At 48.5% G+C, this 19,441-nt stretch carries 17 protein-coding genes and 2 pseudogenes; 3 read left to right on the forward strand and 16 right to left on the reverse strand.

Going from position 1 to position 19,441, the window contains the following annotated elements:
* Positions 1 to 105: 105 nt before the first annotated feature.
* A pseudogene (locus HRE53_RS18815) lies at positions 106 to 1,306 on the reverse strand (homocysteine biosynthesis protein).
* A gap of 104 nt (positions 1,307 to 1,410) precedes the next feature.
* Between HRE53_RS18815 and HRE53_RS18820 the strand changes: the two are divergent.
* Positions 1,411 to 2,284: pseudogene (locus HRE53_RS18820) on the forward strand (MBL fold metallo-hydrolase).
* A gap of 126 nt (positions 2,285 to 2,410) precedes the next feature.
* On the opposite strand, the gene HRE53_RS18825 reads toward HRE53_RS18820, so the two are convergent.
* The 8 genes from HRE53_RS18825 to HRE53_RS18860 form a co-directional block, all read right to left on the reverse strand.
* Positions 2,411 to 3,166 carry a TRAFAC clade GTPase domain-containing protein gene (locus HRE53_RS18825; RefSeq protein WP_235107536.1) on the reverse strand — a complete coding sequence of 252 codons (756 nt, stop codon included), beginning with the start codon at positions 3,164 to 3,166 and terminating at the stop codon, positions 2,411 to 2,413.
* Between the two features lie 8 nt (positions 3,167 to 3,174).
* Positions 3,175 to 4,002, reverse strand: coding sequence for an SDR family oxidoreductase (locus HRE53_RS18830; RefSeq protein ID WP_212664802.1), 828 nt, complete (start codon positions 4,000 to 4,002; stop codon positions 3,175 to 3,177).
* Between the two features lie 67 nt (positions 4,003 to 4,069).
* On the reverse strand, positions 4,070 to 5,167 hold the full coding sequence (gene ald / locus HRE53_RS18835; protein WP_235107537.1) for an alanine dehydrogenase: 1,098 nt from the start codon (positions 5,165 to 5,167) through the stop codon (positions 4,070 to 4,072).
* A gap of 23 nt (positions 5,168 to 5,190) precedes the next feature.
* Positions 5,191 to 5,586, reverse strand: a complete 396-nt coding sequence (locus tag HRE53_RS18840; RefSeq protein ID WP_212664804.1) for a DUF2358 domain-containing protein — start codon at positions 5,584 to 5,586, stop codon at positions 5,191 to 5,193.
* Between the two features lie 33 nt (positions 5,587 to 5,619).
* Complete coding sequence (prmC, locus tag HRE53_RS18845) at positions 5,620 to 6,552, reverse strand: peptide chain release factor N(5)-glutamine methyltransferase (RefSeq protein WP_315876621.1); 933 nt, start codon at positions 6,550 to 6,552, stop codon at positions 5,620 to 5,622.
* Complete coding sequence (locus tag HRE53_RS18850) at positions 6,521 to 7,327, reverse strand: Tic22 family protein (protein ID WP_212664805.1); 807 nt, start codon at positions 7,325 to 7,327, stop codon at positions 6,521 to 6,523. The genes prmC and HRE53_RS18850 overlap by 32 nt, the downstream gene beginning before the upstream one ends.
* Before the next feature lie 248 nt (positions 7,328 to 7,575).
* Positions 7,576 to 7,950, reverse strand: a complete 375-nt coding sequence (locus tag HRE53_RS18855) for a PadR family transcriptional regulator (RefSeq protein ID WP_212664806.1) — start codon at positions 7,948 to 7,950, stop codon at positions 7,576 to 7,578.
* A 591-nt stretch (positions 7,951 to 8,541) separates the two neighbouring features.
* On the reverse strand, positions 8,542 to 8,907 hold the full coding sequence (locus HRE53_RS18860) for a hypothetical protein (RefSeq protein WP_212664807.1): 366 nt from the start codon (positions 8,905 to 8,907) through the stop codon (positions 8,542 to 8,544).
* A gap of 242 nt (positions 8,908 to 9,149) precedes the next feature.
* Here HRE53_RS18860 and HRE53_RS34480 point away from each other — a divergent pair, with 242 nt between their 5' ends.
* Both HRE53_RS34480 and HRE53_RS18865 read left to right on the forward strand, forming a co-directional pair.
* Entirely contained in the window at positions 9,150 to 9,566 is a 417-nt protein-coding gene (locus HRE53_RS34480) for an ABC transporter substrate-binding protein (RefSeq protein WP_255800776.1), read from the forward strand.
* Entirely contained in the window at positions 9,505 to 10,437 is a 933-nt protein-coding gene (locus HRE53_RS18865) for an ABC transporter substrate-binding protein (protein ID WP_255800778.1), read from the forward strand. The genes HRE53_RS34480 and HRE53_RS18865 overlap by 62 nt, the downstream gene beginning before the upstream one ends.
* 3 nt (positions 10,438 to 10,440) lie before the next feature.
* On the opposite strand, the gene HRE53_RS18870 is transcribed toward HRE53_RS18865, so the two are convergent.
* The 7 genes from HRE53_RS18870 to HRE53_RS18900 form a co-directional block, all read right to left on the reverse strand.
* The gene (locus tag HRE53_RS18870; RefSeq protein WP_235107539.1) at positions 10,441 to 11,919 is read right to left on the reverse strand and encodes a DUF697 domain-containing protein; all 1,479 of its coding nucleotides are present in this window, start codon (positions 11,917 to 11,919) and stop codon (positions 10,441 to 10,443) included.
* A 65-nt stretch (positions 11,920 to 11,984) separates the two neighbouring features.
* A complete protein-coding gene (locus HRE53_RS18875; RefSeq protein WP_396133393.1) occupies positions 11,985 to 12,215 on the reverse strand; it encodes a hypothetical protein in 231 nt (76 codons plus the stop codon).
* Positions 12,216 to 12,319: 104 nt separating this feature from the next.
* Complete coding sequence (locus HRE53_RS18880) at positions 12,320 to 13,681, reverse strand: serine/threonine-protein kinase (RefSeq protein ID WP_235111167.1); 1,362 nt, start codon at positions 13,679 to 13,681, stop codon at positions 12,320 to 12,322.
* Between the two features lie 95 nt (positions 13,682 to 13,776).
* The gene (locus HRE53_RS18885; RefSeq protein WP_315875748.1) at positions 13,777 to 15,084 is read right to left on the reverse strand and encodes a serine/threonine-protein kinase; all 1,308 of its coding nucleotides are present in this window, start codon (positions 15,082 to 15,084) and stop codon (positions 13,777 to 13,779) included.
* A 164-nt stretch (positions 15,085 to 15,248) separates the two neighbouring features.
* A complete protein-coding gene (locus HRE53_RS18890; RefSeq protein ID WP_235107541.1) occupies positions 15,249 to 16,346 on the reverse strand; it encodes an IS630 family transposase in 1,098 nt (365 codons plus the stop codon).
* A 22-nt stretch (positions 16,347 to 16,368) separates the two neighbouring features.
* A complete protein-coding gene (locus HRE53_RS18895; protein ID WP_235107542.1) occupies positions 16,369 to 17,817 on the reverse strand; it encodes a serine/threonine-protein kinase in 1,449 nt (482 codons plus the stop codon).
* A gap of 95 nt (positions 17,818 to 17,912) precedes the next feature.
* The gene (locus HRE53_RS18900; protein ID WP_235111168.1) at positions 17,913 to 19,295 is read right to left on the reverse strand and encodes a serine/threonine-protein kinase; all 1,383 of its coding nucleotides are present in this window, start codon (positions 19,293 to 19,295) and stop codon (positions 17,913 to 17,915) included.
* Positions 19,296 to 19,441 lie beyond the last annotated feature (146 nt).

Consider the following 19,441-nt stretch of genomic DNA (forward strand, 5'->3'; position numbering starts at 1 on the left):
GCACAAACTGCAAACAACAAGTATTCGTTGTTTGAACAATAAAAGTATTCCTAATTTTGGCCAGGTTACTGACTAAAACTTCTAGCGAGATCAAAGGGCATGAGGTTATTCCAGGCTAATTTGTGACCCCCAAGCATCCTGGGGAACGAAGGTGCGATCGCAAGCAATAGACGCCACTGGTTCAGTCAAAGTAAACGTCCCCAACTCTATCCACTGCTTCAGTTCCAGCGCCACCTGACGAGCCAGGGCCATACTGGCTAACGGGGCCGAACGAACCTTGGTGCTCTCGACTTTAATAGTTCCAGATTTCAGCTGAGCATAGCTGACTAAACCAAAGGTCGGCCGCACGCGACGAGGAATCGAAAAATCGATAATGGGGGCGACTAAGTCCTCATCCGTGACCGCACAACGGCGGACCACTTCTTCATCAATCACGGGTAAGGGAATGCCGACCCCCAACATCAAAGACGGACCATACTGCTTGAAATAACAGCCCCGCACCCATCGCGACTCCATCTGTTTGGCGTCTCCAATCAGTGCCAGGGTCGCCGCTGGCCCAATGGGCGTATCATTTGGCAATCGCTTTTGTAATGGAAAATGCTGGGTTCCTTCCCAAGTGACATAGCCCACTCCCCCACCTAAGAAAATTCGAGTCCCGACGCCGATGAGCCGCAAGTTCGGATCATTCAGTAAAGGAGATAAGGCCCCTGGATTGGAGTAGATGGCATTCCCCAGGCGCGGTTGTAGAGGCCCCAGATAGGTATAAAGCAGATGATCGCCACCATTCACCCCCACAATAAAATTTTGGTAGAGATTGCGGGGATTGAACAGATAAAACTGATTAATGGTCTCCTTAGTAATCATCGTGTCTAGAGTGGCCCGGGGATAGCAATCGGTCATTTGCCCTAGTGCCCGTAGATGAACCGCTTTGCCCGCGATCAAGTCTTCGATGACATGACCGCCCCCTTGCATTTGAATATCTTCCCCTTCCATTAATTCTGAAGGCTGCTTGCGATCTGGGGCTTGGGAAGCGCCTAAGTACAGGTCCACCGCCCCCAAATCCAGAATAGGCCGCCACCCCATCCAGCCAACATTGGCGAATTTTGATCGGTGGATCTGTATGTCCCAGGTTGAGAATGGCCCCAGAGGATTCCATCGGTTCAAAGGTGCCCGTGGTAATTACATCCACGGCTTTCGCCGCTTGGGTAATCCCCAGGTCAGCCACTTTGGCTTTCAGTTCTTCTACCGTCCAGACAACGGCTTTACCCTCTTCGATTTTGTCGTTGATATCGGCAATGGTGCGCATAGGAGGAGAGGGGAAGTCACGGACGGTTACAGCCTACCACTGCAGCTGAAGACCTGAGGCTCACGCTAGGCTAGAGGCAGGCGGCGTTTCCAGAGGTTTTAATCATGGCTCAGATACAGAAGATGCGATCGCAAAATGTTACGGGAGATGTGTACGTCGATAGTACCTGTATTGACTGTGATACTTGCCGATGGATGGCTCCCGAAATTTTTCATCGGGACGGCAGTCAGTCAGCCGTGTTTGCCCAGCCCACTCAAGAAAAAGAACGGCTCCATGCCTTGCAAGCTTTATTATCTTGTCCGACAGCCTCAATTGGTACCGTTGAGAAACCCACTGAGATTCGCCAGGTGCAACAAAGCCTACCTATCTTAGTCACTGAGAATGTCTACCACTGTGGCTACCATTCTGAGAAATCCTTTGGGGCCACCAGCTATTTTATTCAGCGGGATGACGGCAATGTCTTGGTTGACTCGCCCCAATTTACACCGCCCCTGGTGAAACAACTAGAAGCGATGGGGGGCATCAAGTATATGTATCTCACCCATCAGGATGATGTAGCGGACCATGCTCAGTTTCAATCGCATTTTGGCTGCACTAGAATCTTGCACCAGGATGATATTTCCACAGAAACCCAAGATGTGGAATTAACACTTGAGGGAACCGCCCCTTATACCTTGGCCCCAGACCTACTGATTATTCCGGTGCCAGGCCATAGTCAAGGCCATACCGTGTTGCTGCACAAGAATTTTTTGTTTACAGGGGACCATTTGGCTTGGTCGGCAGGGGCCAATCGTTTGGTGGGGTTCCGACGCTACTGTTGGTATTCCTGGGATGAGCAAATTCAATCCATGAAAAAAACTTTTAAATTACAATTTCGAGTGGATTTTACCGGGCCATGGGCGTCGATATCATGCCAGTTTGAAAGACATGCATCCGCAAATTCAAGATTGCATTATGGAGATGGAAGCGACTGGGTAAACCAGAAACTCAGCATTCCTCCATAGCTCAGAACAGGTCCAGTGCCCAGACCTCTCCAAATACCCGTATTCAGTCCTGGAGATTTAGCTGACGCGAATTGAGCCTCATTTTCAATATGCCCCACCATCATGACTGTTCAGTTTTTTTCAATTCTGAAATCAGCCAGCGGAAAGGAGCACCCGTACCTTGGGGATGCAAGGTCACACTGGCTCCGAAAGAAATCAGCGGAATCGCAGAGGTGAACCCATGAGAGTTAATCTGATGACTGCGTAAATCCTGGACGAACGGTTGAAGCTGCTGCTTAAGCTGTCCCCGACTCAGCTCCGTTTGCAACAAATCAAACTTAGTCAGAATGACTGCCAACGGATAATTGGGACGATTCGCTTGGGATTGAGGAAGGAATTGCGCCAATTGGTGAAGCACCGATTTCACTTTCTGTTGGTAGGGACGATCATTGACGAAAGCCGGGGCATCAATCAGCAAGCAGCAGGCATGGGAACTAAAGAGCAACAATTGGAAATCGGTATTATTGGGCTGGCAAAATTCCCCTGGTATATCCCACCAGTGCAAATGGCAGCGCGTTTTGACACCGCATAGGGTTCGAGTCTTAACGCTGAAGTTAAAATCAGTCGCTTTTAACGTTGGCGGTGGATACTGACGTGACTGGGTGATGAAGTTCAAAAGCTGATTCATCTTCTCGTGAGACTCAGCGTCTTGGCAGTCCAGCCATTCTTGATGTAATCGGGCTTTTTTACGATTGAAGTGGAGAGAGGTATAGCTCCCTGCTAGAAAAACGGTTTTCCCAGCTCCTCGAAACCCGATACTCAAGATGTTATGGGTGAGAGGAGGTTGCCTCGAAAAGAATTGAGCGAAACGCTGCATTGTTGGGGCTAGATCAGTTCCGAAAATAGAGTGTTCCAATCAATGGTGCTAGGTCGAGCCCCCTCACTCATTATTTCAAAAACCTTGCCAACTGTGTGGGAATTCTGTAAACAGGCGACACAGGCAGTCGCCAAATCAATCCGACTGGTTTCTCCTGAGAGCTGATCTCCCGTGCCAACGACAATACCTAACTGACTTTCCGTTTTGGCTTTCAGCAGCGTATTCAAATCGTAGGAGGTATAGGGACCATCGATTAGTCGACCCGGACGCACAATCGTATAGGGCAAGCCTGACTGACGGAGTGCTGTTTCGCCCACCAGCTTGGCATCCAACACGCCAAAGGTATTGAGAATACTGAAAGGCAGTTTATCTTTGCGCTCAATGCCACAAGCAGAGACGAGCAGAAACCGCTTTAAATCCTGGGGAGCAGCATCCACCAGATTTTGCCCCCCCACGGCATCCACCTTTTCAGGGCTGTTATCCGCTTGCGCTCGACAATAGCTCGGCTTGGCATATCGCTTAAACCATTCCCACCGAGTTGAAACTTCTCGAAATTCCCACCGGGCTGAGGGAAAGGCAGTGCTGCCAGTGCAGGAAATAATATGGGTCACACCGGGCATCGCTGCTGGTAATGTGTCGGCCTTTCGGGTATCGCCCACCACAATCTCAACTTGATCGGCAAACATCTGTCGGGCTTTGTCGGCATTGCGGGCAAGAATGCGCACCTTGATGTTTTGGGCCAGGAGTTCTCCCACCGTCAACTGCCCCACACCTCCTGTGGCTCCTACCACTAAGACCAGATCAGACTCAGGATTTAATTCACCAGAATGGGACATAGGTTCGCGCCCAACCACTCAAGACGTCCCCTTCAGCATACCCTTGAGCTGCTCTCCCAGAGCTGATTTAGGCGACCAAGTCCGGGAACACTTGCTGGACTGCAGGGTGAACCAAACGGTGTTGGTATACATTCAATCCCTTCTGCAAGGCTACGTCTTGTTCTAGGGCCTTTAAGCCCTGGTTGGCAAGTTTGGCCACAAATGGGAACGTACTATGATTCAAGGCTTGGGTCGCCGTCCATGGCACTGCCCCCGGCATATTGGGAACCCCATAATGAAGTACCCCTTCGGCTTCATAGACTGGATCGGTATGGGAAGTGGTGTGTAGGGTTTCGATGCAGCCCCCCTGATCCACCGCTACATCCACAATTACCGAACCTGCAACCATTTTCTGAACTAATCCACGAGACACCAAGATAGGAGCCCGTTTGCCGGGTACAAGAACCGCACCGACCAATAGATCAGCAGTGGGTAATACCTGCTCTAGATGCCGGGAACTGCTGTACAGCAACTCTACCCGAGAGCCAAAGAGAGTTTCAAGATAAGAAAGCCGCTCTACATTAATATCTAAAATCGTCACTTGAGCCCCCATGCCAACGGCGATGCGAGCCGCTTCTGTGCCCACAACCCCTCCACCAAGAATAACCACTTGGCCGGGTTTAACTCCTGGAATTCCCCCTAGCAAAACGCCTCGTCCCCCTTGCTGCCGCTCAAGAAAGTGAGCCCCAAACTGGATGGAGAGGCGACCCGCGATCACACTCATGGGCGTCAGTAAGGGCAAAGAAATGCGATCTGGCAAGGTCACTTCTACGGTTTCATAGGCGATGGCACTCACGTTGGCCTTCATTAACTGCTCGGTTAATGTGCGATTCGCGGCCAAATGCAGATAGGTAAACAGAAGTTGTCCCGACTGCAGTAAGCCATACTCTGCGGGTAAGGGTTCTTTTACCTTGACCACTAACTCACGGTTCCAAGCCTGATCGGCTGTGGCCACTATTTTGGCCCCAGCCTGCAGATAGTCACTATCTGGAAAGCCAGCACCTATGCCAGCCTGCGTTTCGACAAAGACTGAGTGACCTTGCTGTCCTAAAGATTGAACACTAGCAGGACTCAAACCAACGCGAAATTCTTGATCCTTAATTTCCTTCGGTAAACCGACTTCCATACCCCACCTCGCTAACCGCCTATTTACACGGTAGACGATGCAACTGGGAAAAACAGTTGTTTAAACACCGAGAAACGCGAACAATCCCAATAGTCAATATGGCTACAGACTAAACCGGCTTCGTTGAGCTTCAGTTCGCTGCGGCCTGTAATGGCCATCTGGGGTTTCCAGGGAAAGGGAGCTTGCCAATATAAGGTCCAGCGGGTGAGTATTTCATTGTCCTGCTGGTCAATGCCATGAACTTCCATGCGGGTATTGATAAACCACTTCTGAATAAAGCCAATCATTTCCTGATACTTGGCAACGCCGCGAAACTGGTTGAGGGGATCTTTGAAGTAAACATCCTCTGCATATAAGTCAAAAGACTGGTTCTCGGGGAAGCGGTCGTAGTCTGATTGAAGGCGCTCCAGAATGGTCATGGTTGTCACAAATATCTGTATTCGAACCGTAACTTATATTCGATAGGCTTGGGCAAATCGAGGAATACCCGCTAAATCTGGATGAATTTGGATCTGTTCGTACTGGCCTTGCGTCGTGAGGAGTGTTTTGACAGCTTCATCTTGGCCACACATCATCTCCAGGAGTAAGACGCCACCGGGCTGTAGGTATTGGGGTGCGATCGCAACTATCTCCCGCACTGCATCTAATCCATCCCTGCCTCCATCCAAAGCTAGATGGGGCTCATGGTCAAACACTTCAGGCTGCAGGGTCGGTAAAACGTCCGTCGGGATATAGGGTGGATTACTGACAATCCCAGAAAACTGACCTTCAAGCCCTCCTAAAGGTTCAAACCACTGGCCTAAATGAAAGTGAATTTGCTGGTCTAAGCCATAGGTCTGGCTATTGCCTTGGGCAACCGCTAGGGCTGCCTGACTACAGTCCACGGCATGCACTGTCCCTTGGGAAAAAGCCGTCGCCAACCCTAATGAAATGGCCCCACTTCCGGTACCCAGATCGGCCCATAAATGGGTCTGTTCTAGACGAGCAGAGTTTTGAGCTGCATCTACAGCCAAGTCAATCAGCAATTCCGTTTCTGGGCGAGGAATCAGGACATCCTTTGATACCTGCAGATGAAACTGCCGCCAATGGGAGGTTCCCGTTAGATGTTGGACAGGAATATTTTCTGCTAGTCGCTGCTGCCAAAGCTGCTGTAATTCTGCCAAAGACACCTGCATGATCCGGGTCTCTGATGGTGCTAGCTTCAAATCGATAGGTTCTAGATCCGAGACTTCTAACAAAAGCCAGTCCAGTTCCTGCTTTAAATCAACACGCGATCGCCCCTGCCCTGGAGACAGATCTGCGATCGCGTGTTGATACCATTGCCAAAGTCTCTGACCCGAGACCTGGAAGGCGTTACTTTTTAGGGGTTGCCGCTGGGGTTGCACTAGGCTTCTGGGGCTGAGCGCCATTTTTCTTCTGCTGCTGAACAGCATACTCTAAGGCATCTCGGGACGGAATCAGCACAATTTGTTTGGCGGTAGCATCTTCAGACTTGAACAAAGAGCCTACCAGGCGATCCAAGGACGTCACCTGAATTTTGGTGGTGCCACTTAGGGGGTTATTTTGCTTCTTGAGCTGGTCGATCATGCCCTGCAAATCTTGCTTGCGAAAATAGAAGGGGATGATCTTCTCTTTACCCTGCTCAATCGTCAATAATCCCTTTTCTTTGCCGCCAATGGCGAAGAACATGGGGACGCCCTGAAACTGCTTCACATCCTGGCCTTCCTGCTTCAGGATGGCCTTGGCAAGATCGACTTGCTCTTTATTCGGGATAAATTGGAACACCAATTCATCCTGCTTATCCTTATTCTTCTTCGTGATTTCGTAGGCATCTCGCAGAGAAATCAGAGTCACGCGGGCGGACTTACCAATTTCTGGCTTGTTAGCCTTTAAGTTGTTGACCAAATTTTGAGCATCCGTTTGGCTCATAAAAAAGGTCGCCACTTGGATCTTTTTGGTCTTATCTTTCGGGTTCGGGACAGCTGCAAGAACAGGTGACCCTTTTGCGTCTGTTACTGCAAAAGTAGGAACCGTTTCAAGGCGCTTAACCGCTTCCGCTTCGGGAATTGCGATCGCAGCTTCTTGCTGCACTAGAGAGGTACCGACAAAGCCACCTCCGGCCAGGCTAACTATCAGACCCCAGCGAATTAATCCTTTCATAGCTCCTCTCTAATTGCTCAAAATTTAGATGTGCGTGAGTTCAAACAAACCCGATATTCGTGACCTCAAACCCATGCTCTTATGCCATGAGTATGCACATAGCAGAGTTAAACCTTAACACCGATCACTCGTCTGTCAAGTTATGTCTCGGGCGAATGAAATCTTCAAATCCCACGTTGATATTAAGACGGCTGGAACCAAGGTATAGTTCCAGCCGTAAGGTCATTCAATTAAAGGTCTAAAGACGTTTAAGTCAACACTAAAGACTCCGTCAAGGCGGGATCCTTACCCAAAAACTTTAGCCACAGTTGGGACAGGTTCTGAGCATCCTTTTCTCGTCCCTCGGCCACTTGGTACATCCGTCGAGGTCGACCTCGGCCAGACTCATTTTGCCAGTACCCACTCAACATCTCCTCATCAATGAGGAAATTAAGGGCAGCATACAGCACCGTGTCAGAAATTCGATACGGAGGGTGATTTGCTCGAATATGCTTCAGGAGAGCCGTGCCATAGGAATCTCCTTCTTCCAGCAGAACCGTCAGGATATAGCAGACAGCTACTTCCTTAGTAATGTAGACGGGTGGCGGATTTTTGAAATACTGGTGGATGTCTTGGACGTTCATAGTCATACCCCTTGGTCTTTATAAAATGAATTTAGGCATCGCCTCTTCACAGATCGACATGGGGATAAGCGATGGCCTGGTTATTACTCAAACCTTTGATTCACTTTTCCTAGCCTAGCAAAAATTTCTAAGGGAAAAAAATTAGAGTTTTCTTAGAAAACTCAGAAACCACTCATCAATTTGCATTATGCAAGAATAAGGACTGCAAATTATTTATTTTTGTAAATGAAATCTGCTGTAGCGAGATTGATATATTGAATGATGCTTTGCTCGAATGCTGAGTCTACCAAGCTACTTAAACCCATTCGATCAAAGTCCGTCGCTTTTTTAGCAGTAAAAAAAAGTAATCATTAAAAATCAAAGAATAAGTTTTTTCTTTACTGAACAAAGGTATAGTCTCGTGGCCGAAAGATTAGACCTTTGTTCAGTAAAGATAGCTCACATAAACACCAGAGCCTTGAAAACAATCATGCTATCGGTTTGCACTCAAAGGCCAGAGAGAGTTCTCTAACTTTGTGAAGAAAACGTGAATGATAGGCAAAGATTATCAGAGTCTCAAACAATCGGCTTGACTCTGATAATCATGAGGGCTTACTTGACTCCAGGAGGAGAATTGACCTTCAACTGATGACAACCTGGGCGAACAGACATGGCAACACTCGCTGCACCATTGGGGCCACAGGTCACCAACTTAGCGCCATCTTCAGCACCCCCAATATTGGCATCTGGCTCGGCACCTTCAGAGGGAGAAGCACTCTCAGGAGTGATGCTTTCTTCGGGAGGAGCGGCTTCGGTCTCGATAGGGGGCGCTGCCTCGGGGGGCGCTTCCGGTGTCATCGAACCATCAGGGGTCGGACTGATGGGCATAGAATCAGACTCAGATTGAGCCAAGGTCGAGGCGGTGGGTAAAAGCAAACACATGCCCAGACTAATAGCGGCAATCGCTTTCATTTTCATGCTGATCCTCCGTGGGATATCCCAGTAAAAAACTGTGTATCACGATACAAAGTCCCAGTGAATATATGGTGAATGGGATCAAATTTGCACCGAGAGGGCTCCCAAAAGCTCTCGTCCCGCCTGGGTAAATTAAAGCTTTGTAGCAGGACTAGAAGAAGCGGAAGTGAGTCTACTAAGCTGGTTATTGGATTTTTCGGGTCCCATCAATTCATTGCTGATATTCGGTATTAGGGAGATTGGTTATGCTTCGTCAACGTCTAGTTTCTGGGGCGGCTTTAGGTCTTTGCTATGTCATTGCAGGGTGTCAACTCTCCTCCCCGACCTCAACAGGAGACGGCCTCAAACTAGGAACGCTACTCCCCATTACCGGCGACTTGGCGCAATATGGCACTCCCATGCAAGACACGGCTGATCTACTAGTGAAGACGGTGAATGCCTGTGATGGGGTATTGGGCAAACCCGTTACCTTAATCAGTGCGGACACCCAAACGGATCCGGCCCAAGGTACCCAAGCCATGACCAAACTCGTTGAAGCCGATGGAGTGGTGGGGGTAGTGGGAGCTGCCTCTAGCGCCTCATCCAGCGCCGCGATTCCTATTGCAGTACGGCGTCAAGTGGTGCAAATCTCTCCCGCTAGTACAAGCCCTGTTTTTTACTGAACGGGCTGAAAAAGGCGAATTCAAAGGATTTTGGGCCCGAACGGCACCCCCTGACACCTTTCAAAGTCAGGCTCTCGCCCAACTAGCGAAACAAAAAGGGTTTAAGTCCATCGCTATTTTGGCCATCAATAATGACTATGGGAATGGCTTAGTTTCTGCCTTTATCCCCGCCTTTAAAGCAGTAGGGGGGACGGTGGTCAATGAAGCTCGGCCCACTTTCTACGATCCGAATACCTCCACCTTTGATACAGAAGTAAATCAGGTATTTAAAGGGCAGCCCGATGCGGTACTACTAGTGTCCTATCCCGAGACAGGCAGTTTAATCCTCAAGTCTGCCCAAGAACTCGGGTTTCTAGAGGGGAAAACGGCATTGATTACCACTGACGGCATGAAAGAGGCTAGCCTTGCCGATTTAGTGGGGAAAAATGACCAAGGGAAATATCTAGTGGCCGGGATGTTGGGAACGGCTCCCAGTGCAGGTGGCCCGGCATTAGCTGCCTTCCAGAAACGCTATCAAGAGGCTTTTAAGCGCGAGCCCGGCGTCTTTGACCCTAATACTTGGGATGCGACAGCCCTACTGGTTCTGGCTGCTGAGGCCGCTAAGGAGACCACAGGAACGGGGATTCGAGAGCAGTTACCCGAGGTCGCCAATGCACCTGGGGAAGAAGTAACAGATGTCTGTGAAGCCTTGGCCCTGTTACGGGACGGTAAAGCCATCAACTACCAGGGAGCCAGTGGCACGGTCGATCTGAACCCTCAGGGCGATGTCACCGGGAGTTATGACATTTGGAGTATTGATGACCAGGGCAAACTCCAAGTCAATGACACCATCGATATCACGGGAGCAGATACTGCCACCACCCCAGAATAAGTGTTAGCTCTCTTCCACTGCAGTACCGTCATCGGTAGGATCTAATTTTTCCTGCAGCTCGGTTTTGATGCGGTTCAAAATAGTGGCCTGATCTAGAGAAGAGAGAATCTCGTTGACCACGGTTTTGGGGCCATTGGGTCCCCAGGATGCCCCATTGATCAGGTACCGTTTGGTAACTTCACCAATCCCATAGGAAGAGACGCCCGCTACAGCTGCTTGGGAGATGGCAACAGAAACATAGGGCAACAGGGAGGCTCCCCCCGTTGCCGGAGCCGCTAGACTGAGTAGCCCTTTGAGGGAACTTAGTCCCAGGGTGGTGAGGAGTTCCGTAGCCCCAACGCCGCCCATGGTTAAGGCAATTTTGCGCAGTAAATCCACGGCCCCTTTTTGGGTCATGGAAATGCCGTAAAGCTTAGAGAGGGTCAGGATCATGGCAATGTCGATGGCGGCACTGCTGATCACATCCACAACGGTGACGGGATTGAGGGCAATGGCGATTGCTTTAGCCATTACCCCGCGCCAAATGATCTGATTCGCACTGCGATCGCGGATCCGCATCTTCCGCTCAATCAGCTGCTCATTAATATCATCGGCATAGAGCATGGTGTTCAGAGCCACCAGGGATTTACCTTCCCGCTCTAGCACTTCCAATATTTTTAACTTCAGATCCTGAACTTGGGGCGGTCCTGGGACGAGTTCTGCCCCCAAGCGACCATCAGGATATTGAATCGCTTGGGCCATCAGTGGGGCCGCCGAGGCCATGACAATCTCATCGGCGGACAGCAGCTCCCTCACCCGCTCGTCTCGAATTTTTTCGTAAATAGCGTTGCGATCGGCTTCGGGATATTGGTCCACTTTATTGAACACCAGTAGGATCGGTTTACTGGCCTGCCGCAGCTCCGATAGAGCCTCAAACTCGACCTTGGTCATATCCCCAGCAATCACAAACAAAATCAAATCCGCCTGCTGGGCAATTTGGCGGGCCAGTCGTTCCCGCACCTCACCATCGACTTCATCGATGCCGGGGGTATCAATCAGCTCAATCCGGGACTGCCCCACCCCTTGCAACGACACCCGAATCGCATCTTCACCGGATTTTTGATCCACAAACCAGCTAGCCTGCTGACTCTGTTGGGTGACTCCATGCACCGGCCCGGTAGCAAAAATGGACTGTCCCAACAAAGCATTCAAGAGAGACGATTTCCCTCGACTGACCATGCCAAACACGGCGATGTGCACCACCTGTTTTTCCAGCTTGTCGAGCATGGATTGCAGGGAGTTAATTTCGGTTTCCAAGCCTGCTCGTTCTCGGGGAGAGAGATCGAGTTTCTCCACTAAGGTTTCTAGGGCGGAATGGGCCTGCTGATACCCCAGTTCTGCCTGCATTTGCTCAAAATCTTGGATGGTCTGGTCCAGCTCAGCTTCTAAGGTCTCTGGATCAGAATGCTCAAAGGCGTAAGGATTGGGAAAACCGGAGGTCATAAAGAATGAATAGCAGAAATGCTCCTCGCGTGATCTCTAGGGTAGCGTTATCTAGAAGATCTGCATCAGCAGGAATGCGGAACTTGCCATGCGGGATGATCGAGCTGCGATAAGACCTGGGCTTTCCTTTCAAAAAGTTCAAGCTGTTTCCAGTCCTGAATACCTCTCAGGGCATACTGCTGACGAGTATGAACATCTTCAACGGCAATACCACTGCTCCCCTTCCCCAACACAGATTGCCCAAAATACCGTTCTGCAATCAGATCGCCAATAGGGTGTGAGTTTCGGTGATGCATGAGTTGCCTTGAAGAATACGTGCTGTCTTCATCGTGTCTTGCCCCAAATACGCAGTGGGTGATCTAGGACAATCTGCTGTTCATAAAGAGCCAGCTCAGGATAGTTATGGCCTCAAAAAATGCCCCACTGCCTCGACTAACCAGGCTTGATCATGGGAACTGAGATGTGTGCCAAACCTATATTGATGATCTTGAGTAAAGAGCGTGCAATATTTGACTTTACTCTTAGAAGTCGTGGTTAACTTGATTCCGATCAAATCGGCAGTCCGGCCTCTGCGAGACCATTGTAGGCCAGGCAAATAGACCTGCCAGGATAAACGAAACTGCTTAGGATCGATTTTGAGACGAGTATGCCCCGCAATAGCGAAGAACACAGAATTGAGTAGTCCAATCCCAATCATCCCGCCGAGACAGGCGGCCACTCCAAAGATCAGGGGGGGCATGGCAGCTTTGAAAGCCACTAAAAAAACCACAAGAATGCAGACATTAACCCAAAGTTGAAGACACTCTTGTTTCAGCGTTTCCCAGTGCCAGCCAACGGGTGGGATATGAACGGTCAGGGAAGCCTCTGTTTGATGCCATTTAATAGTGCTGTCCATAGGCTGAGCAATAGCCTGTGCTGTACCACTAGCGAGCGAGTATTTTTGGGTCATGCTTGGCCGTATTAGGGCTGCGATCGCAGCCTGAGCCGAAACAAACCGATCCTCTACCGCAGGCTCCAGCATATGATCTAGCCAGTCGGCAAAAGCAGGGTCAAGCCTCACGGCTGCACGAAAATCAATTTTCAGACGTTTCCGGGGCAATTCAGCAGGAGAACAATGGGTGAGCAGCGCCAGTAGCGTTGCCCCCAGAGAATAGAGATCCGTCGCAGGGACAGCCTTACCTTGGAAATGTTCAGGAGCCATATAGCCATAGGTGCCCACAACAGTACTGCCCATCATCGTGTTGTAGTAGACATTTTGCACTGCCCCAAAATCGACTAAATAGAACTGGCCGTCGCCATTACGGATAATATTTTGCGGTTTAATATCGCGGTGAATAATCGGCGGGGTTAAGCCATGCAAATACTTCAAAATATCTAGAATCTGCAAGGCCATCTGACGGACTTCTGTGGGACTGGCCCGCCATCCTTCTCTCACCAGGTCGGCTAGGGATTGGCCTGGAGCCAATGCTTGAACAATGTAAAACCACCGATTTCCCTCTGTATCTGTTTGGAAGTAGTCGATGTACTGAGGGATGGCTGGATGATCAAGTTGCGAGAGAACTTTAGCTTCCCGCTCGAATAGTTCTAGCTGTTTCCAGTCGTGAATGCCCTTGAGAGACAGAGCCTTGAGGGCAAACTGCTGCTGCGTGTGGATATCCTCCACAGCATAGGTTACACACGATCCCCCTTGGCCTAGAACGGATTGTACATGGTACCGTTCTGCAATCCGGTCACCTATCTGATAAAAAGACTGCTCCAGCATAAATGGATGGGGCGGAAATGTCATAATTCCATTCTGGCTTGCCCCAAACAATAGGTGGGTGATCTAGAGCAATTGGCAGTTTCTTGACGCACTGTTTACTGTTGCTGCAAATTTAAGAAAGCCCCTATTTCTTCAACTAACCAGGCCCTTTCAGTAGGAGTAAGCTGCATCCCAAAGTTATATTGATAATCTTTTGTGACAAGCATGCAGTATTTAGCTTTACCTCTTGAGGTGGTTGGCCACGTAATCGCTATCAAATCTGCTGTAAACCCTTTACGAACATGTTTTACACTTGGATGCTTTATTTGCCAGATGACTCGAAAACTCTTAGAGTCAATCTCGAGGTGAGTATGTCCAGTAATCGAAAAAACCGTAGAAGTTAACATCCCCGTCCACACCATCCCGCCAATGATGGATACAATCCCCAAGATAAGCGGAGACATCATCAGTTCAACTCCTGCTAATAAGCAAAGTAGGATTAATAAGTTGAACCACAGTTTTAGACACTTTCGTGCAATAGCTTCCCAGTTCCAGTCAAAGGGTGGCATATGAACTGTTACTGAGGTACTCGTCTTATGCAATTGGATCCTGCTGCCAGGTGGTTGATAAATTCTTTGTGGTTCAACACCAGCCCGAGACGGTCGTCGTATAACTTTTATCGGAAATAGTACTGAAATCGCATCCTGAGCTGACGAAAAACGATCCTCTAATGCTGGCTCTAGCATTAAAGTCAACCAATTGGCAAAGGCGGGTTCGAGCTTTATCACTGAGCGAAACCCAATTTTCAGGCCGTTTCTAGGTAAATCAACAGGAGAGCAATGTGTAAGCAGAAACAGCAATGTTGCCCCCAAAGAATAGAGGTCGGTTGCCGGGACAGCCTTCCCTAGAAAATGTTCAGGAGCCATATAACCATAGGTGCCTACAAAAGTGCTACCCATCATCGAATTGTGATAGACATTTTGAACAGCCCCAAAATCAACTAGATAAACCTGACCATCATCATTCCGAATAATATTTTGGGGTTTAATATCTCGATGAATGATTGGAGGTGTTGATGCGTGTATGTAATTCAATATATCGAGGACTTGCAAAGCTATCTTTTTTACTTCATCTGGGCTAGCTTGCCAGCCTTGGTCGATCCATTTGGCCAAGGATTTGCCTGGCGCTAGCTCTTGGATAATATAAAAATATTGATCCCCTGCTGTATCTGTTTGACAGTAATCAATGTAATTAGGAATAGCCGGGTGATCCAGTTGAGATAAGACTTTTGCCTCCCGCTCAAATAATTCCAATTGCTTCCAGTTCTCCATGCCCATTAAAGACATTTGTTTTATTGCAACCAGTTGATGAGTATCAAGATCCTTAGCGGTGTAAGTGATGGCAGAACCACCTTGGCCCAACACAGAGATTAGACAAAATCGTTCTGCGATTAGATCCCCAGCTTGGTGAGGTAGATACTCAAACATGAAATAGATTAAGAAGTTTCTTATTATTCTGGCTGACTCATATCCATCGTCACTGATGAAAATTATTAAACTAGAGCCAGCATAAGTTTCAAATTTATACTCTAGACGGCTAAGATATTAACTTCTTTAAAAGACTGAAACTTGAGTGATAGAAGGCTTGTTAGTTTCGCCTTGTGCTCTCCATTGCATTGATCAATGCAATGTTGAATGGCCCCTTTGAAAGAGTGAAAATCGGCATAATACTTCGAGTAGAGACATTCCTTGCGCACAAAGCGCCAAAGCCGCTCAATCAAATTCAAATGGGGTGAATAGGAGGGCAAATAGACTAACTCAATATCGACGATCTCAGCAAAGTCAGTCACCAGCTGGCATTTTTGATATCGGGCATTGTCTAAAATGACGCTGATGGGTATGACTGGGTCGAGTAGTGCCAGCTTGGCTAGCAACAGACACATGCTATGAGAGTTGATGTAGGTGTGGTTGGTGATACTGGTGACTTCTTTGGTGACAGCGTTGAGTGCACCCAGAACATTGAATCGTTGACGGCCAGAAGGAGACGGGATGAAGATCCGACGAAGGCACCAGAGAAACCCCAGATAAGCCCGGTGAACAAAATGAGCAGCATCCACAAAAAAGACAAGACGCTCTTGGCGTTGAGCTTCCTCTAATAAGGGTTCAAGGCGAGTTTGTCGAAACTGCTCTTGCTCCTCAATTTTCTCGGGCAGACTCGACTTTCCCGGCACATACCCCACTTTTCGATAGCGACAACCAATGCGCTTGAGGAAGGCTTTGATCTGGGTTGGAGAACGCTTAATGCCTGTCAATTGTTCAATGACTGCTTGGGCTTCTGCACTGGTGCGGGGCGGGTGGTGCTCAAAGTAGGCTCTCACACTATCGCTATGAGCATTGAGTGAACTAGGTTGACCTTTGTATTCCAGGGTCTTCAGTCCTTCAATTCCGCCTTGTTGATACTGACGAAGGGTTTTAGCTAAGGTCGGACGACTAATCTGACAAAGCTGACAAATCTGGGCATGGGGAAGACCCTGACTTTTCAAGTAGAGCACTTCCATCCGTCGCTGCACCCGTGGGTGAGGATGATGATAGCGTTCGTAGTTGAGGTGTTGGATTTCCTCTGCGGTGAAATCAATTTTAATCATGCAAGTAAGAGAGTAGGTGGGGGGATACTCCCAGTGTGCCAAATCTCTCCGCTACTATGTTAAGTCACAAGTCGTCTGCAGTATACTGTTGCTGTGATGTTAAGAAGTCACCAATTTCTGCAACAAGCCATGATTTTTCTCGGGGACTGAGCATAGTGCCAAATTTGTGTGAGTTGGCGTATTCCAGCAAAGTGCAGCATTTAATAGGACGATTATTACTGGTATAAGCTGTTGTCAGTTTAATGGTTTTGATATCTTTTGTTCGGCCGATACGACGATATCGAAGTCCTAATAACTTCACATGCCAAACTAATTCAAAGGATTGGGGATTCATAACCAAATGAGTGTATCCCGTTGCCCTATAGATTGTGGTTCCTAGCATCACGATGCCCATTGTCACAAATGGGATTGACAATAAGGGAAGTATGAAAGAACCACCCATAGCTATAGCACCTACCGCCCAGCCAAGACTCAATCCATTCAACAATAGAGACAAACAGCCCAAGCTAATGGTATCTGGATTCAAACCTGGGGGAGGAATTTCAACAGCAAGGTGGGTTGCTGTAAGTTGTAGCTTAACCTTACTGTGCATTGGCTGCTGACGAGGGATGGAAGCTTGCGTTAGTAATGGTTGTGTTCGTTGTGGGGGTTCAAAAAGATTATCAATCGCTGCTGGAGCAGATAATAATTGTGCTCGTCGATTTGACTCTGCCCAAGTGTCAAGTGCCGCTTGAGCAGAGTCAAATCGATCTTCTAAATTGGGCTCTAACATCAGATCAAGCCAATCTGCAAACTTAGAATCAAGCTGAATCACAGAACGAAAATCAATCTTCAGTCGTTTCCGAGGTATGTCAACAGGGGAACAGTAGGCAAGCAGAAACAGAAGTGTTGCTCCCAAAGAATATAAGTCGGTAGCAGGCACAACTTTTCCTTGGAACTGCTCTGGTGCCATATAACCATAAGTACCGACAACCGTACTACCCAACATTGTATTCCGATATACATTTTGGACTGCCCCAAAATCCACCAAGTAAATTTGGCCATTGTTACTGAGGATAATGTTTTGCGGCTTTATATCACGGTGAATAATTGGTGGTGTTAACTCGTGTAAGTACTTTAAAATATCCAAAACTTTCAAAGCTAATCTTCGGACTTTAGCTTGACTAAAACTTCGTCCGTGTTCCACCCAATCTGCCAGGGATTTACCTGATACCAGCTCTTGAACGATATAGAAACACCGATCTACCTCGCTATCGGTTTGGAAGTAGTCAATGTAGTTGGGGATGTTTGGATGATCGAGTTGCGATAGAACCTTTGCTTCTCGCTCAAATAGTTCTAGCTGCTTCCAATCTTGCATTCCCTTGAGCGATAATGCCTTAACCGCATACTTCTGATGAGTATGAACATCTTCCACGGCAAAAGTACAGCCAGTGCTGCCTTGCCCTAAAACGGAACGCACCCGATATCGTGCAGCGATAAGGTCGCCAATCTGGTGTGAGTTCTGTGTGATCATGAAGCGCTAAGTTGGGAACGTAATGCTTCTATTGTGTCTTGTTCCCAACAATAGAAGGGGGATCTAGAGCAATCGGCTGTGATTCAATCAACCGTTCAGCGTTGCTGCGACATCAAAAAGTCACCAATTTCCTCCACCAACCACCCTTTTTCACTGGGGCTAAGCATAGTCCCAAATTTGTGAGTGTTGACGCCTTCCAAAAGGGTGCAACCTTTCACAGGGCGATCATTACTGGTATAGGCAACCGTTAGCTTAATCCCTTCAATATCTTCAGTACGGCCACTACGACGGTATCGAAATCCCAAAGACTTTACTTGCCAGATTAATTCAAAGGTTTGAGGATTAATCTCCAAATGGGTGCGTCCTGCCATGCCAAAGATAGTCGCTCCTGCCATACCGAGACCGACAATCCAAAACGGAATAGAAAATAAGGGAAATATAAAAGGAGCGCCAGCCGCAATTGCTCCTGCAGTCCACACAAAAATAAACCCGTTCCAAAATACTGCAAAACACCCAATCCCAGCCGTTTCTCCTCGCAATCCGATGGGGGGAATATCAACTTTTAGGTCAGTCCTGGTACGTTTTAGGGTGACTTTACTACCCATCGGTTGCCGACGCAGGTCTTTGGAGCTGGGTTGGGCTATCGCTGAGGGGGGCGAACGGCGGGGAGGAGCTGTAAGCATATCAATCGCATCCTGGGCGGAGGCCAACCGATCTTCCACGGCAGGTTCCAGCATTTGATCGAGCCAATCGGCAAAGTCCGGTTTGAGCTGGACAGCAGAGCGAAAGTCAATCTTCAGCCGCTTTTGGGGCAAATCCGCAGGGGAGCTGTGGGTAAGCAGAAATAGCAATGTTGCTCCAAGAGAATATAAGTCCGTAGCAGGAACCGCTTTTCCCCGGAAATGTTCGGGGGCCATATAGCCATAGGTACCGACGACAGTACTACCCACCATCGTATTTTGATAAACATTTTGGACTGCGCCGAAGTCTACCAGGTAAATCTGACCGTCTTCGCTGCGGATAATATTTTGCGGCTTAATATCTCGATGAATAATCGGTGGCGTTAGCTCATGCAAGTACTTCAGAATATCCAAAATCTGTAAGGCCAGCTGACGCACTTCAGCTGGGCTAGCCCGCCACCCATCTTTTACCAAGTCTGCCAGGGATTTTCCGGGTGCTAATTCCTGAACAATATAGAACCACCGATCTTCTTCAGTATCGGTTTGAAAATAGTCGATGTAGTTGGGGATGGCTGGATGATCCAGTTGGGATAAAACTTTGGCTTCTCGCTCAAACAGTTCGAGCTGCTTCCAATCTCCCATTCCCTTTAGGGATAGTTCTTTGAGGGCAAATTCTTGGTGAGAATAGATGTCTTCTGCGGCATAAGTAATGCCAGCCCCTCCCTTGCCGAGCACGGAAAGGAGACGGTATCGTTCCGCGATTAGATCTCCGGCCTGGCGATGGGAATGCTCAAACATAACGTTGTTAGCTGACATAACATCAGGTTGCCCGCATAGGTGCTCTCTCTTGCAGAGATGGGGCTTCAACATGATGAATTGAAGCTGCATCTATTGCTGATTCTTCATACCTATAAATTCTGCTTCTTACACCTATAAATTTAGAA

This window comes from Acaryochloris sp. 'Moss Beach' (assembly GCF_021497025.1).
Classification (GTDB): domain Bacteria; phylum Cyanobacteriota; class Cyanobacteriia; order Thermosynechococcales; family Thermosynechococcaceae; genus Acaryochloris; species Acaryochloris marina_A.